Below are 14,624 nucleotides of genomic sequence, written 5' to 3'. Positions count from 1 at the left end.
GACGGAAGCCCGTCAAGCGCTTAGCCGCGCAGCCCCAGCTGTTCTTTCAGCGATTTCAGGTAGCGGCGGCTGACCGGCACCGCATCGCCGACCGGCATAATCATCTCCGCGGCACCGCCTTCTTCAAAACGAATTTCCCGCACCTGCTCCAGATTCACCAGATACTGGCGGTGGCAGCGCACCAACGGCGTGCGGCTCTCCAGCGTGCGCAGCGTCAGTTCGGTAAAGCACTCCATGCCGTCGTTACGCACCACATACACGCCGCTGGCGCGCGAGCGGATGGCGATCACCTCGTCAAAACGCAGCAGATAAATCCGGCTGTGGCCGGCGCAGGGGATATATTTCAAATAGCCGGCGCTTTCCGGCAGCGCGGCAACATCCTGCGCCGTATGACGCTGCTGCAGACGCTGCAGGGTCTTCTGCAGCCGCTGCGGCTCCGCTGGCTTCAGCAGGTAGTCAAAGGCGTGCTCCTCAAACGCCTGCAGCGCATACTCATCGTACGCGGTGAGGAATACAATATGCGGCATCCGGTTGGGATCGAGCATGCCGACCATCTCCAGGCCGCTGATGCGCGGCATCTGGATATCCAAAAACACCACGTCCGGCTGCAGCCGATGGATCTGGCTGATGGCCTCAATCGCATTTGCACATTCGCCGATAATGCACACCTCCGGCTCGGCGGCCAGCAGATGACGCAGGTTGTCGCGTGCCGACGGCTCATCATCAACAATTAATATATTCAGCATCAGGCGGCGCCCTCCAGTGGAACATGCAGTGTAATGCGGGTGAACACCTCCGGTTCACAGCTGACCCGCACGCCATACTCTTCTCCGTAGCGCACGCGGATACGCCGGTCCACCAGGCTCATGCCCAGCCCGTCGCCCGGCGTTTTTTCCTGATACAGGCCGGCATTGTCCGTGACCTGCAGCAACAGGCGCCCGCCCTCGCTACGGGCGTCAATGGTGATGCGCCCGGTACCCAGCAGCTGCGAGGTGCCGTGCTTGATGGCGTTTTCCACAATCGGCTGCAGGGAAAACGCCGGCAGACGCACCGCCAGCAGGCTGTCCGGCAACGACACCACGATCTCCAGCCGATCGGCAAAGCGCGCCTGTTCAATTTGCAGATAGGCGTTAACGTGTTCGATCTCGTCCGCCAGGCTGACTTCGTCATCCGAACGCTTGAGATTCTTACGGAAGAAGGTCGACAGATACTGCACCAGTTCGCAGGCGCGCTCACCGTCGCGGCGAATCACCGCCACCAGCGTATTTAGCGCGTTAAACAGGAAATGCGGGTTTACCTGCGCATGCAGCAGCTTGATTTCCGACTGTGCCAGCAGTTGTTTGTGCCGTTCATACTGGCCGGCCATAATCTGCGCCGACAGCAGGCTGGCGATGCCTTCGCCCAGGGTGCGGTTGATGGTGCTGAACAGCTTGCTTTTCGGCTCATACAGCTTGATGGTGCCGATCACCCGCTGATTTTCGCCACGCAGCGGAATGACCAGCGTCGACCCCAGCTTGCAGTTGCCGCTGATCGAACAGCTGTAGGAGAGTTCATTGCCGTCGGCATACACCACTTCGTTATTATCGATGGCGCAGCGGGTATGGGCCGACGAGATCGGCGTGCCCGGCAGATGATGATCGTCGCCGATGCCGATAAACGCCAGCAGTTTGTCGCGATCGGTGATCGCCACCGCGCCGATACCCAGCTCCTGATAAATCACCCGCGCCGCCTTCATGCTGTTTTCCCGGTCGAACCCCTGACGCAAAATGCCTTCGGTGCGCTCGGCCAGCTTCAGGGCTTTGGAGGAAAACGCGCTGGTGTACTTTTCAAACATCGCCCGCCGGTCGCGCAGGATCTGCATAAACATCGCCGCGCCCACGGTGTTGGCAACCAGCATCGGCAACACGATATAGCCCACCAGACGCAGCGCCTCGTCAAACGGACGGGCGATGGCGAGAATAATGCCCATCTGCAGGATTTCGGCAACCAGAGTGACGCCGGCGACAAACAGCGGATTAAACAGCAGGTCGAGACGGCCGCGCCGCAGCGCCAGGCTGTGCACCAGCCCGCCGACCAGGCCTTCTGCCACGGTGGACACCGCGCAGGCCACGTCGGTCATGCCGCCGAGGGTATAGCGATGCATCCCCCCGGTCAGCCCGACCAGAAACCCGACCGATGGCCCGCCCAGCAGGCCGCCCAGCACCGCGCCGATAGCGCGTGTGTTGGCGATCGAGTCCTGAATATGCAGGCCGAAATAGGTGCCCATAATGCAGAATACCGAAAAAATCACGTAACACAGTAGCTTGTGCGGCAAGCGGATGGTGACCTGCATCAGCGGAATAAACAGCGGGGTTTTACTCAACAGATAGGCGATCACCAGATAGACGCACATCTGCTGCAACAGCAACAGCACCTGATCAAATTCGTACATCACAACAACGCACCCTGAACGAGAGGAACATCAAAACGCCGGCTATCCGGTCTGATTATCTGCGTTGATTACACCATGAGCAGGGCAGGAAAACAGTGATGCAGGCGAGGCTTCAGAGGGCGACAAACAGAAACCGGCCCCGTGCGGGGCCGGCCGGGGCGATTAAGGCATCACCTTCGCCGACAGAATCACAATCGGCTTGCTTGGTACATTTTGATAAGGACCGACGTTGCCGGTCGGTACCTGAGAAATCTTGTCGACCACTTCCATGCCCTTCACCACTTTACCGAACACCGCATAGCCAAAGTCGCGCTGGCCGTGGTCCAGGAAGGCGTTGTCCGCTACGTTCAGGAAGAACTGGCTGGTGGCGCTGTCCTTATCGGCAGTACGCGCCATGGAAATGGTGCCCCGCAGGTTGCGCAGGCCGTTATCCGCCTCATTCTTGATCGGCGCTTTGGTGCTCTTTTGCTGCATATCCGCCGTGAAGCCGCCGCCCTGAACCATAAAGCCGGGGATCACGCGGTGGAACACGGTGTTGTTATAGAAACCGCTGTTCACGTAGTCAACAAAGTTTTTCGTTGATACCGGCGCTTTTTGGCCATCCAGCGCCAGCTCGATATTCCCGGCGGAGGTGGTCAGCATGACGTGGGTTTCGCCTGCGGCCAGTGCGGCCGGCGCCATTGCCGTCAGGGAACACAGGGCGACAAGGGTGGTTAAGGTACGTTTGAACATGAGCGGGTCCTTTCTCTGGGAGACAAACAACGGAAAGCGCCTTGATTCTAAAGAGCCATTCTGGTGAGCGCCAGCCATTTACTTATATTTACGCTATTGCGGGAAAGTTCTCAAAACAACGCCGCCTCATCCGGGCAACCCCCGTTTTTTGCAGACGAACTCCCGAATTTTCCTGACAAGAGTATGATCGCCATGCAGATTTTTGCAAAGCCGATCACGCATTATTTGTACCAATCGGCCATTTGGCATTTTTTGCGACCTGCCTCCCGTTTTGTTTCTGTGCTCCCGTTAGGCTAACAAATGAGAGCGCTCTCATTTGAGCGTTAAGAAAAAAAAACCGACGGCAATCCCACGCTGCACCCCGGAAAACCACCGGCCGGCAGCGACGCGGCGCGCCAGATACGGGAAACCACAGGAGAGCAATGATGAAAAAGATCGTACTGTGCTGCGCCGCCGGCATGTCCACCAGCATGCTGGTCAAACGGATGCAGGCTGAAACGGAAAAACGGGCGCTGACGCTGGAGATTGTCGCCGTACCCGCCGCTGAATTTGAAAGCGCGCTGGCCGATGCCGACGTCGTGCTGCTGGGGCCGCAGGTGAAATATGAACTGGCGCGCTTTAGCCGCATCGCCGCGCCGCTCGGCAAGCCCGTCGCGGTCATCGACATGATGGATTACGGCACGCTGCGCGGCGATAAGGTGCTGGATCACGCCCTCGCCCTGATGGCCTGAACCGGCGGAGATACCCATGAGCCTGTACGCTTCTCTGATGCGCGTCGTGGAAAACCACATCGCGCCGCTGGCCGGTCGTATCGGCAGCCAACGCCACATTATTGCCATCCGCGACGGCTTTATCTGCGCCATGCCGTTTTTAATCGTCGGCAGTATCATGCTGATCGTCGCCAATCCGCCGTTCGATGCCGACACCACCTCCGGCTTTGGCCGCGCCTGGCTGAGCTTCGCCAAAACGCACTGGAACACCATCACCATGCCGTTCTTTATGACCATGGGGCTGATGAGCGTGTTCGTGGCTATCGGCACCGCCTACAGCCTGGCCAAGCACTATGGTCTGGACGCGCTGACCGCCGGACTGCTGTCGCTGATGGCATTTCTGCTGGCGGCCGCGCCGCAGGCCGATAACAAAATGTCGCTCGATTTTCTCGGGGGTCAGGGGGTGTTCACCGCGCTGATCTGCGCCATCTGGTCGGTGGAGCTGATCCGCCTGCTGAAAAAGTACAACATCACGCTGCGTCTGCCCGAGCAGGTGCCGCCCGCCATCGCCCGCTCATTTGAGCTGCTGTATCCGGTCATCGGCATTTTACTGACGGTCTATCCGCTCAGCATTCTGCTGCAGAGCGAGTTTCACCTGCTGCTGCCGGCCGCCATTATGCACCTGTTCCAGCCGCTGATCGGCGTCGGCGATACCCTGCCCGCCATTCTGCTGATGGTGCTGATCGCCAACCTGCTGTGGTTTGCCGGTATTCACGGCGACAATATCGTTACCGGCCTGCTCAACCCGATTTTTATGACCAATCTGGCGGCCAACGCCGCGCTGGTGGCGCAGGGCGCGGCCACGACCCAGACGCTGACCGCGCCGTTCTGGTCGTTCTATGTCTGCATCGGCGGCTCCGGCTCCACGCTGGTGCTGGCGCTGTTATACCTGCGCAGCCGCTCGGTCCATCTGCGCACCATCGGCAGGCTGAGCGTGGTGCCCTCGGTGTTCAACATCAACGAACCGCTGCTGTTCGGCTCGCCGGTGGTGATGAACCCGACGCTGTTTATTCCGCTGCTGCTGGTGCCGATGGTCAATGCCGTACTGGCCTATTTCGCCCTGCACTGGGATTTTGTGGAAAAGATGGTCGCCATGGCGCCCTGGACCGCACCGGCCCCGCTCGGCGCGCTGCTCTCCGCTTCCTGGGATATTCGCGCCGCGGTACTGGTCTTGCTGCTGATGGCGCTTGATTTCGCCATCTGGCTGCCGTTCTTCAAAGTGTATGAAAAACAATTAATCACGCAGGAAATGCAGCAGGCCGACGCCGAACGCGCTGCATCTGCGGCGACAGGAGCGTAACCGTGAGTGAATTAGCTACTGACGTCAGTCAGGATTTCGAAAGCACCATTATGGAACTGCTGGTGTTCGCCGGCAGCGCCCGCAGCAGCGCGCTGATGGCGTTGCAGCAGGCGCGGACGGGCGACTTTGACGCCTCCGCCGCCCATATGGCCGAATCAAAGCAGGCCGTGACGCAGGCGCACCAGATTCAAACCCGGCTGATCGGCCTGGACGAAGGCTGCGGCAAGCTGGCCATCAACCTGATCACTGTCCACGCCCAGGACCACCTGATGAACGCGATGGTGATTCAGGATCTGGCAGACGACATGATTGAACTTTATCGCCGGCAGGCACAAACGGAGGCGCGCGGATGAATACCCTGAAAATCGCCATTATCGGCGGCGGCAGCAGCTATACGCCGGAACTGGTCGAAGGCCTGATTGAACGCATTGAGGAGCTGCCGGTCAGCGAACTGGCATTGGTCGACGTCGAGGCCGGCCGCGAGAAAGTCGAGATTATCGCCGCGCTGACCCAACGTATGTTGGCGCGACACGGGCTGGAACGGGTCACGGTCAGCGTGCATTTTGCACTGGACGACGCCATCCGCGGCGCACAGTTTGTCCTGACGCAGCTGCGGGTCGGGCAACTGCCGGCCCGCGCCGCCGACGAACGTCTGGGGCTGAAGTATCGCCTGATTGGCCAGGAGACCACCGGCGTCGGCGGTTTTGCCAAGGCGCTGCGCACCATTCCGGTGATGCTGGATATCGCGCGCAAGGTCGAACGGCTGGCGCCGGACGCCTGGATCATCAACTTCACCAACCCGGCCGGCATCGTGACCGAAGCGATCTCCCGCTACACCAAGGCGAAAATTATCGGCCTGTGCAATGTGCCGATCAGCATGCACCATATGATCGCCAACATGCTGGAAGCGCCGTTTGACGCTGTCCGGCTGCGCTTCGCCGGGCTCAACCATATGGTCTGGGTGCACCAGGTGCTGCACAGCGGCCGGGACGTCACCGCCGAGGTGATCGACAGGCTGTGCGACGGCGCGACGCTGACCATGAACAATATCAAGGAAGAGCCGTGGCCGCCGGCGTTCCTGCGCGCCGTCGGCGCCATCCCCTGCCCTTATCACCGTTACTTCTACCAGACGCAGGAGATGCTGGCGGAAGAGATGGCCGCCGCCGCCGAACGCGGCACCCGCGCCGAACAGGTGATGCAGGTGGAAAAAGAGCTGTTCGAGCTGTATGCCGACCCGCATCTGGACAGCAAACCGCAGCAGCTCAGCTTCCGCGGCGGCTCGTTCTATTCGCAGGTGGCGCTGGAGCTGATCCGGGCAATTCACAACGATCTCGGCACGCAATTAGTGGTAAACACCGCAAACCGCGGCGCTATTCATGGCCTCGCCGACGATGCTGTGATAGAAACCAACTGTATCGTCGATGCGCAGGGCGCCCATCCGCTGGCTTTCGGCCGGTTGCCGGAATCCATGCATGCGCTGACCCAACAGGTGAAGGCCTATGAGCGCCTGACCATCGAGGCCGCCGTACACGGCGATCGCCGCAGCGCGCTGCTGGCGCTGGTTACCAACCCGCTGGTCGCCAGCGCGAAAATTGCCGGGCCGCTGCTGGAAGACGTACTGCAGGCCAATAGCGCATACTTACCGCAGTTTACGCTCTGATAATCACGAAACGGCAATGAGGCAGGTCGAAGGACATGATGGTGACACTGGAAGATGTAGCCGCTGAAGCGGGCGTATCGCGCGCCACGGTGTCGCGCGTGGTGAACGGCGACAGCAATGTCAAAGCGCCCACCCGCGAGAAAGTGGAGCGGGCCATCGCCCTGCTGGGCTATACCCCCAATCCGGCGGCGCGCGCGCTGGCCTCCAGCCAAAGCAACACGCTGGGCCTGGTGACCACCTCATACCGCGGCGGTTTTTTCGGCGCGTTGATGGATTTTGTGCAGACCGAGGCGGAGTCGCACGGCAAACAGCTGCTGGTCACCCAGGGGCGTAACAGCGCCGACAATGAACTGGCGGCGATCCAGCGGCTGTTCAACCTGCGCTGCGACGGGGTGATCCTGCACGTCCGCTACCTGAGCGACGATCGGCTGCGTCAACTGGCGGCGGAACAGCGCCGCTTTGTGCTGCTCGATCGTCTGGTGCCGGGGCTGGAGGATCGCTGTGTCACCTTCGATCATCCGCAGGCCAGCCGCCTGGCAACCCAGCAGTTGATCGACGCCGGCCACCGCCGCATCGCCTGCATCAGCGGGCCGCGCCAGCGCGCCTCCAGCCGGCTGCGCATCCGGGGCTTTGAGGACGCCATGCGTGCAGCGCGTCTGGAACCGTTGGGCTGCCTGGAAGGGGCTTACGACCTGGAAAGCGGCTATCAGTGTGCCGAACGCCTGCTGCAGCGCCCTGTGCTGCCCAGCGCCATCTATTGTTGCAACGAAGAGATGGCGATCGGCGCTCTGCTGGCGATCAACGAACGCCGCCTGCGCGTCCCGCAGGATATTTCGCTGGTCTGTTACGACAGCGGCGAACGCGCGCCGTTTGTCCGTCCGGCGCTGACCAGCGTGCACTTCCCGATCGTGGAGATGGCCCAGCAGGCCGCACGCCTGCTGATCGATCCTGCAACGCCGCCCGTGACCTTCGCGCCGCAGATCATCAGGCGCGATTCGATCGCCAAACTAGACACGGATCACTAATTGATTAATTAGTTTTCATTGATTGCATCAAAAATTAGTCAGCAATCATAAAATATCCCGATAGCTATGCTAGGATCCGCCCCCAGGTGGTCAGCGGACCGTTTTCTTTTTTGGCAAGCGACGTCAGATCCCGCCACCGGCATCTCAAATCCAACAGACCAATCGGGCTTATTCAATGAATAACAACAACCGCATCCGGCTTACATGGATCAGCTTCTTTTCCTATGCGCTGACCGGTGCCTTAGTGATCGTCACAGGGATGGTGATGGGAAACATTGCAGAGTACTTTAATCTGCCGGTTTCCAGCATGAGCAACACCTTTACCTTCCTGAATGCCGGCATTCTGATTTCGATCTTCCTCAATGCCTGGCTGATGGAAATTATCCCGCTGAAACGCCAACTGGTGTTCGGTTTTCTGCTGATGGTGCTGGCGGTGGTTGGCCTGATGGTCGGCAAAACCCTGACGCTGTTCTCCATCTGCATGTTTATCCTCGGGATAGTAAGCGGCATTACCATGTCGATCGGCACTTTCCTGATCACCCATATGTATTCCGGTCGCCAGCGCGGTTCACGCCTGCTGTTTACCGATTCGTTCTTCAGCATGGCCGGGATGATCTTCCCGATCGTCGCCGCCACGCTGCTGGCGCGCCATATCGGTTGGTACTGGGTTTACGCCTGCATCGGCGTACTGTATCTGGCGATTTTCGTGCTGGCCCTGTGTTCCGAGTTCCCGGTACTGGGCAATAAAGGCAATGCCGACGGCGAAACGGTCGCCAAAGAAAAATGGGGTATCGGCGTGCTGTTCCTGTCGATCGCCGCGCTGTGCTACATCCTCGGCCAGTTGGGCTTCATCCAGTGGGTGCCGGAGTACGCCACCAAATCTCTGGGGATGAACATCAGCCAGGCCGGTAAACTGGTCAGCGATTTCTGGACATCCTACATGGTGGGGATGTGGGTATTCAGCTTTGTGCTGCGCTTCTTCGACCTGCAGCGCATCGTCACCGTGCTGGCGGCGCTGGCGACCGGCGCGATGTATATGTTCGTCAGCAGCGACGAGCCGCAGCTGCTGGGCTACTACATTATGGCCCTGGGCTTTGTTTCCAGCGCCATCTACACCACGCTGATTACCCTCGGTTCGCTGCAGACCAAGGTCTCTTCGCCGAAGCTAGTGAACTTCATCCTGACCTGCGGCACCATCGGCACCATGCTGACCTTCGTGGTCACCGGCCCGATTGTCGCCAAAGGCGGCGCGCACGCGGCGCTGACCACCGCCAACGGCCTGTACCTGGCGGTATTCGTGATGTGTCTGCTGCTGGGCTTTGTCACCAAGCACCGCAGCCACGGCCACGTGACCCACTAACCGTCGCTGCCTCCCATAAAAAAAGCACCGTTCGCCACCGGCGACGGTGCTTTTTTTATCCCTGCATCCTAGCGGCGAAAATCGACCAGCTCCTCATCATCCAGGTAAATCGTCGTTTCCGCCGGCCGGGTGGCGGCGATCACGTCTCCCTGACGAATGGAGTAGCGCACCGGCGTCTGGCGCCGCACCGCGTCAAAGCCGTTTTCCGCCGGCAGAATCACCAGGTTGGCGCTGTTGCCTGCCGCCAGCCCGTAATCCTGCAGCTGCAGCGTGCGGGCGCTGCGCGTGGTGATCAGTTCCAGGCCGTCGTTAATCTGGCCGTAGCCCATCAGCTGACAGACGTGCAGACCCATATGCAATACCTGCAGCATATTGGCGGTGCCGAGCGGATACCACGGGTCGAAGACGTCGTCGTGGCCGAAACAGACGTTGAGATCCGCCGCCAGCATCTCTTTCACCCGCGTGATGCCGCGCCGCTTCGGATAGTCGTCAAAGCGCCCTTGCAGATGAATATTCACCAGCGGGTTGGCGACAAAGTTGATGCCGGACAGTTTCAACAGGCGGAACAGCCGCGAGGTATAAGCGCCGTTGTAGGAATGCATCGCCGTAGTATGGCTGGCGGTCACCCGCGCGCCCATCTCCAGCTTGAGCGCCAGCGCTGCGACGGTTTCGACAAAGCGCGACTGCTCGTCATCAATCTCATCGCAGTGCACATCCACCAGCCGGTCATATTTTTGCGCCAGCGTGAAAGCCTTGTGCAGCGACTCTACGCCGTACTCGCGGGTAAATTCAAAGTGCGGAATTGCACCCACCACATCGGCCCCCAGGCGCAGCGCCTCCTCCAGCAGGGCTTCACCATTGGGATAAGAGAGGATGCCCTCCTGCGGAAATGCAACGATCTGCAGCGTCACCCAGGGCGCCGCCTCCTGCTTCACCTCCAGCATGGCGCGCAGCGCGGTCAGCGACGGATCCGACACGTCCACATGGGTACGCACGTACTGAATGCCATTGGCGATCTGCCACTTCAGCGTTTGCCAGGCGCGCTGCTTCACATCCTCGTGGCTCAGCAGCGCCTTACGCTCCGCCCAGCGTTCAATCCCCTCAAACAGCGTGCCGGACTCGTTCCAGGCCGGCTGACCGGCGGTCTGGGTGGTATCCAGATGAATATGCGGCTCGACAAACGCCGGCAGCGCCAGGCCGCCCTCGGCATCCAGCGCGTCGCTACGCCACGCCTGGCCGGCCGGCTGCGGGATCAGATGGGCTATACGCCCCTGTTCGATGCTCAACTGCCACAGTCCTTCATGCCCGCTGAGACGCAGATTGTCGATAAACTTCAACCTTTGCTTTGCCACACTTCCCCTCCCGTTGACCGGCTGATTTTTTCATCATACTGGCACGCGCGCAGGCTGACAAAAACAGTCATCAGCCAAAATGGCGTAAATGGCGAAAAATAGTGCGACAACCATCAAACTGGCTCGATTCAGCTAAAGTTGAATGAAAACCGCAACTTATCAAATAACGATAAAAATCAGGAATATAACACCTTAGAGGTATATGGGAGTAGACTTGATTTACATCAATAAGCCGTACGGCGGGAGGAATAAGGTAAGCGCAGGAAACCAGAATTTTTGAGGCAATCATGAGCAGAGTCAAACTCGCTGTCATCGGTAACGGCATGGTCGGCCACCGCTTTATCGAAGATCTGCTGGAAAAGGCAGACCCCGACCAGTTCGACATCACCGTTTTTTGCGAAGAACCGCGTATCGCTTACGACCGCGTACACCTTTCTTCCTACTTTTCCCACCATACCGCCGAAGAGCTGTCGCTGGTACGCGAAGGTTTTTACGAGAAATCCGGCGTCAAGGTGCTGGTCGGCGAACGCGCCATTACCATCAACCGCAGCGAGAAGGTGATTCACTCCAACACCGGCCGCACGGTGTTTTACGACAAACTGATCATGGCCACCGGCTCCTACCCGTGGATCCCCCCCATCAAGGGCGCGGAAAGCCAGGATTGCTTCGTTTACCGCACCATCGAAGACCTCAACGCGATTGAAGCCTGCGCCCGCCGCAGCAAGCGCGGCGCGGTAGTCGGCGGCGGTCTGCTGGGGCTGGAAGCCGCCGGCGCGCTGAAAAGCCTGGGCATCGAAACCCATGTGATCGAATTCGCGCCGGTGCTGATGGCCGAACAGCTCGATCCGATGGGCGGCGATCAACTGCGCCGCAAGATCGAACGCATGGGTGTACAGGTGCACACCGGCAAAAACACCCGCGAGATCGTCAACGGCGGTCAGCAGGCGCGTAAAACCATGCAGTTTGCCGACGGCAGCGAGCTGGAAGTCGACTTTATCGTCTTCTCCACCGGCATCCGCGCACAGGACAAGCTGGCGCACCAGTGCGGGCTGGCTACCGCGCGCCGCGGCGGCATCGTGATCAACGATCAATGCCAGACGTCCGACCCGGATGTCTACGCCATCGGCGAATGCGCCTCCTGGCAGGAGCGCACCTTTGGCCTGGTGGCGCCGGGCTACAAAATGGCACAGGTAACCGCCGACCATCTGCTGGGGCGCGACAACACCTTCCTCGGCGCGGATATGAGCGCCAAGCTGAAACTGCTGGGGGTGGACGTGGGCGGCATCGGCGATGCACACGCCCGCACAGAAGGCGCCCGCAGCTACGTATATCTGGACGAAAGCAAAGAGGTGTATAAACGCCTGGTGGTCAGCGCCGATAATAAAACCCTGCTGGGCGCAGTACTGGTCGGCGACACCAGCGATTACGGCAATCTGCTGCAGCTGGCGCTGAACGGCATCGAACTGCCGGAGAACCCGGACAGCCTGATCCTGCCGGCGCACGCCGGCAGCAAACCGGCCATCGGCGTGGACGCCCTGCCGGAAAGCGCACAAATCTGCTCCTGCTTTGACGTCAGCAAAGGCGATATCATCAAAGCAGTAAGCATGGGATGCCATACCGTCGCCGCCATCAAGGCGGAAACCAAGGCCGGCACCGGCTGCGGCGGCTGTATTCCGCTGATTACCCAGGTGCTGAACGCCGAGCTCAGCAAACAGGGCATCGAGGTTAACCACCACCTGTGCGAACACTTCGCCTACTCGCGCCAGGAGCTGTACCACCTGATCCGCGTTGAAGGCATCAAATCCTTTGATGAGCTGCTGGCGAAATACGGCAAAGGCTACGGCTGCGAAGTGTGCAAGCCGACCGTCGGTTCGCTACTGGCCTCCTGCTGGAATGAGTACGTCCTCAAACCGCAACACACCCCGCTGCAGGATACCAACGACAACTTCCTCGGCAACATCCAGAAAGACGGCACCTACTCGGTGATCCCGCGCTCCGCCGGTGGCGAGATTACGCCGGAAGGCCTGCGGGCCATCGGTGAGATCGCCGGCGAGTACAACCTCTACACCAAGATCACCGGTTCGCAGCGTATCGGCATGTTCGGCGCGCAGAAAAACGATCTGCCGGCCATCTGGGAGAAACTGATCGCCGCCGGCTTCGAAACCGGTCACGCCTACGCCAAGGCGCTACGCATGGCGAAAACCTGCGTCGGCAGCACCTGGTGCCGCTACGGCGTCGGCGACAGCGTCGGCTTCGGCGTCGAGCTGGAAAACCGCTACAAAGGCATCCGCACGCCGCACAAAATGAAGTTCGGCGTCTCCGGCTGTACCCGCGAATGCGCCGAAGCGCAGGGTAAGGACGTCGGCATTATCGCCACCGAAAACGGCTGGAACCTGTATGTCTGCGGCAACGGCGGCATGAAGCCGCGCCACGCCGACCTGCTGGCGGCCGACCTCGACCGCGATACGCTGGTGCGCTATCTGGACCGCTTTATGATGTTCTACATCCGCACCGCCGACAAACTGCAGCGTACCTCGCTGTGGCTGGAAAGCCTGGAAGGCGGCATCGACTACCTGCGCCAGGTGATTATCGACGACAAACTGGGCATCAACGCGCAGCTGGAAGCGGAAATTCTGCGCCTGCGCGACGCGGTGGTCTGCGAATGGAGCGAAACCGTTGCGCATCCGGAGCTGCAGGTGCGCTTCGCCCACTTTATCAACAGCAGCCTGCGCGACCCGAACGTTCAGATGGTCGCCGAACGTGACCAGCACCGCCCGGCCCGTCCGGACGAGCGCATCCCCGTCACCGTACTGGAAACCGAGGAGAACAACGCATGAGCCCGTGGATCACCGTCTGTCCCGTCGCCGATATCCTGCCCGGCACCGGCGTCTGCGCCCTGATTGGCGAACAGCAGGTGGCGGTCTTCCGCCCCTACGCCGATGAACAGGTGTTCGCCATCAGCAATATCGACCCCTTCGCCCAGGCCAGCGTGCTGTCGCGCGGCCTGATCGCCGAACATCAGGGCGAGCTGTGGGTCGCCAGTCCGCTGAAAAAACAGCGTTTCCGCCTGCACGACGGCCGCTGTATGGAGGATGAGGCACATTCAGTGGCGCACTTCGCCAGCCGGGTGGTCGACGGCGTGGTGCAGGTGGCGGCGGCATAACAATATTCTAACCTTCTGGGAACAGCCTATGTTTACCGACACCATCAACAAATGCGCCGCCAACGCGGCGCGCATCGTCAAACTGGCGAAGGAGAGCCCGCTCGGCTTTTGGATCACCTCCGCCATGGCCGGCGCCTATGTGGGCCTTGGCATCATCCTGATTTTCACCCTCGGCAATCTGGTGGATCCGTCCGTGCGCCCGCTGGTGATGGGCGCCACCTTCGGTATCGCGCTGACGCTGGTGATTATCGCCGGTTCCGAACTGTTTACCGGCCACACCATGTTCCTGACGCTCGGCGTCAAAGCCGGCGCCATCTCACAGGGGCAGATGTGGACGGTGCTGCCGCAGACCTGGCTCGGTAACCTGCTGGGGTCGGTGCTGGTCGCCTTGATGTACTATTATGGCGGCGGCAGCCTGCTGCCGGTAGACACCAGTCTGGTGCACAGCGTGGCGCTGGCGAAAACCACCGCGCCGGCGGACGTGCTGTTCTTCAAGGGTATCCTGTGCAACTGGCTGGTCTGCCTGGCGATCTGGATGGCGCTGCGCGTTGAGGGCGCGGCGAAATTTATCGCCATCTGGTGGTGTCTGCTGGCGTTTATCGCTTCCGGCTACGAACACTCGGTCGCCAATATGACGCTGTTCGCGCTCTCCTGGTTCGGCCAGCACGGCGAAGCCTATACGCTCGGCGGCATCGGCCATAACCTGCTGTGGGTCACGCTGGGCAATATGGTTTCCGGCATGATTCTGATGGGGCTTGGCTACTGGTACGCCACCCCACGCGCGCAGCGCCCGCAGGGGGATAGCAAGCGCGCACGTCAGACCGCATAATT

At 60.3% G+C, this 14,624-nt stretch carries 14 protein-coding genes; 10 read left to right on the top strand and 4 right to left on the bottom strand.

Features of this window, described 5'->3' with window-relative positions; genetic code table 11:
• Positions 1-20 precede the first annotated feature (20 nt).
• The 3 genes from btsR to ppiA all read right to left on the bottom strand — a co-directional run bounded on the left by btsR (position 21) and on the right by ppiA (position 3,163).
• The gene (gene btsR, locus HF675_RS01350) at positions 21-746 is read right to left on the bottom strand and encodes a two-component system response regulator BtsR (protein ID WP_105232911.1); all 726 of its coding nucleotides are present in this window, start codon (positions 744-746) and stop codon (positions 21-23) included.
• Positions 746-2,431 (bottom strand): sensor histidine kinase, encoded by a 1,686-nt coding sequence (locus tag HF675_RS01345; RefSeq protein WP_187043945.1) that lies wholly within the window; start codon positions 2,429-2,431, stop codon positions 746-748. The genes btsR and HF675_RS01345 overlap by 1 nt, the downstream gene beginning before the upstream one ends.
• Before the next feature lie 162 nt (positions 2,432-2,593).
• On the bottom strand, positions 2,594-3,163 hold the full coding sequence (gene ppiA, locus HF675_RS01340; RefSeq protein WP_187043944.1) for a peptidylprolyl isomerase A: 570 nt from the start codon (positions 3,161-3,163) through the stop codon (positions 2,594-2,596).
• Between the two features lie 63 nt (positions 3,164-3,226).
• Between ppiA and HF675_RS01335 the strand changes: the two genes are divergently transcribed.
• The 7 genes from HF675_RS01335 to tsgA all read left to right on the top strand — a co-directional run bounded on the left by HF675_RS01335 (position 3,227) and on the right by tsgA (position 9,278).
• Entirely contained in the window at positions 3,227-3,460 is a 234-nt protein-coding gene (locus HF675_RS01335; RefSeq protein WP_187043943.1) for a hypothetical protein, read from the top strand.
• A 128-nt stretch (positions 3,461-3,588) separates the two neighbouring features.
• Positions 3,589-3,894 carry a PTS sugar transporter subunit IIB gene (locus HF675_RS01330; RefSeq protein ID WP_105232914.1) on the top strand — a complete coding sequence of 102 codons (306 nt, stop codon included), beginning with the start codon at positions 3,589-3,591 and terminating at the stop codon, positions 3,892-3,894.
• A gap of 16 nt (positions 3,895-3,910) precedes the next feature.
• On the top strand, positions 3,911-5,233 hold the full coding sequence (locus tag HF675_RS01325; protein ID WP_187043942.1) for a PTS sugar transporter subunit IIC: 1,323 nt from the start codon (positions 3,911-3,913) through the stop codon (positions 5,231-5,233).
• 50 nt (positions 5,234-5,283) lie between these two features.
• Positions 5,284-5,586 carry a PTS lactose/cellobiose transporter subunit IIA gene (locus HF675_RS01320; protein WP_187044679.1) on the top strand — a complete coding sequence of 101 codons (303 nt, stop codon included), beginning with the start codon at positions 5,284-5,286 and terminating at the stop codon, positions 5,584-5,586.
• Entirely contained in the window at positions 5,583-6,893 is a 1,311-nt protein-coding gene (locus HF675_RS01315; RefSeq protein ID WP_111737898.1) for a 6-phospho-beta-glucosidase, read from the top strand. The genes HF675_RS01320 and HF675_RS01315 overlap by 4 nt, the downstream gene beginning before the upstream one ends.
• Before the next feature lie 38 nt (positions 6,894-6,931).
• On the top strand, positions 6,932-7,918 hold the full coding sequence (locus tag HF675_RS01310) for a LacI family DNA-binding transcriptional regulator (RefSeq protein ID WP_187044678.1): 987 nt from the start codon (positions 6,932-6,934) through the stop codon (positions 7,916-7,918).
• Positions 7,919-8,093: 175 nt separating this feature from the next.
• The gene (tsgA, locus tag HF675_RS01305; protein WP_187043941.1) at positions 8,094-9,278 is read left to right on the top strand and encodes an MFS transporter TsgA; all 1,185 of its coding nucleotides are present in this window, start codon (positions 8,094-8,096) and stop codon (positions 9,276-9,278) included.
• Between the two features lie 68 nt (positions 9,279-9,346).
• On the opposite strand, the gene HF675_RS01300 is transcribed toward tsgA, so the two are convergent.
• Complete coding sequence (locus HF675_RS01300) at positions 9,347-10,615, bottom strand: cytosine deaminase (protein WP_370569836.1); 1,269 nt, start codon at positions 10,613-10,615, stop codon at positions 9,347-9,349.
• Positions 10,616-10,917: 302 nt separating this feature from the next.
• Here HF675_RS01300 and nirB point away from each other — a divergent pair, with 302 nt between their 5' ends.
• From nirB to nirC, 3 genes are read left to right on the top strand one after another with little or no spacing between them, the layout of a single operon-like run.
• The gene (gene nirB, locus HF675_RS01295; protein WP_187043939.1) at positions 10,918-13,467 is read left to right on the top strand and encodes a nitrite reductase large subunit NirB; all 2,550 of its coding nucleotides are present in this window, start codon (positions 10,918-10,920) and stop codon (positions 13,465-13,467) included.
• The gene (nirD, locus tag HF675_RS01290) at positions 13,464-13,793 is read left to right on the top strand and encodes a nitrite reductase small subunit NirD (RefSeq protein WP_105232920.1); all 330 of its coding nucleotides are present in this window, start codon (positions 13,464-13,466) and stop codon (positions 13,791-13,793) included. Before nirB ends, nirD begins: the two co-directional genes overlap by 4 nt.
• 28 nt (positions 13,794-13,821) lie before the next feature.
• Positions 13,822-14,622, top strand: coding sequence for a nitrite transporter NirC (nirC, locus tag HF675_RS01285; protein ID WP_187043938.1), 801 nt, complete (start codon positions 13,822-13,824; stop codon positions 14,620-14,622).
• Positions 14,623-14,624: the final 2 nt, after the last annotated feature.

This window comes from Serratia sp. JUb9 (assembly GCF_014298095.1).
In the GTDB taxonomy this organism is placed as follows: Bacteria; Pseudomonadota; Gammaproteobacteria; order Enterobacterales; family Enterobacteriaceae; genus Serratia_B; species Serratia_B rhizosphaerae.
The sequence above is the reverse complement of the archived record's forward strand: the minus strand, read 5'-3'. Positions and strand labels throughout refer to the sequence as shown.

Bases quoted from the DNA above. Each gene is read 5' to 3' on its own strand.
- btsR (WP_105232911.1), bottom strand. From the start codon at position 746: ATGCTGAATATATTAATTGTTGATGATGAGCCGTCGGCACGCGACAAC.
- HF675_RS01320 (WP_187044679.1), top strand. From the start codon at position 5,284: ATGGAACTGCTGGTGTTCGCCGGCAGCGCCCGCAGCAGCGCGCTGATG.
- HF675_RS01315 (WP_111737898.1), top strand. From the start codon at position 5,583: ATGAATACCCTGAAAATCGCCATTATCGGCGGCGGCAGCAGCTATACG.
- HF675_RS01330 (WP_105232914.1), top strand. From the start codon at position 3,589: ATGAAAAAGATCGTACTGTGCTGCGCCGCCGGCATGTCCACCAGCATG.
- HF675_RS01345 (WP_187043945.1), bottom strand. From the start codon at position 2,431: ATGTACGAATTTGATCAGGTGCTGTTGCTGTTGCAGCAGATGTGCGTC.
- HF675_RS01310 (WP_187044678.1), top strand. From the start codon at position 6,932: ATGGTGACACTGGAAGATGTAGCCGCTGAAGCGGGCGTATCGCGCGCC.
- nirB (WP_187043939.1), top strand. From the start codon at position 10,918: ATGAGCAGAGTCAAACTCGCTGTCATCGGTAACGGCATGGTCGGCCAC.
- nirD (WP_105232920.1), top strand. From the start codon at position 13,464: ATGAGCCCGTGGATCACCGTCTGTCCCGTCGCCGATATCCTGCCCGGC.
- nirC (WP_187043938.1), top strand. From the start codon at position 13,822: ATGTTTACCGACACCATCAACAAATGCGCCGCCAACGCGGCGCGCATC.
- tsgA (WP_187043941.1), top strand. From the start codon at position 8,094: ATGAATAACAACAACCGCATCCGGCTTACATGGATCAGCTTCTTTTCC.
- HF675_RS01325 (WP_187043942.1), top strand. From the start codon at position 3,911: ATGAGCCTGTACGCTTCTCTGATGCGCGTCGTGGAAAACCACATCGCG.
- ppiA (WP_187043944.1), bottom strand. From the start codon at position 3,163: ATGTTCAAACGTACCTTAACCACCCTTGTCGCCCTGTGTTCCCTGACG.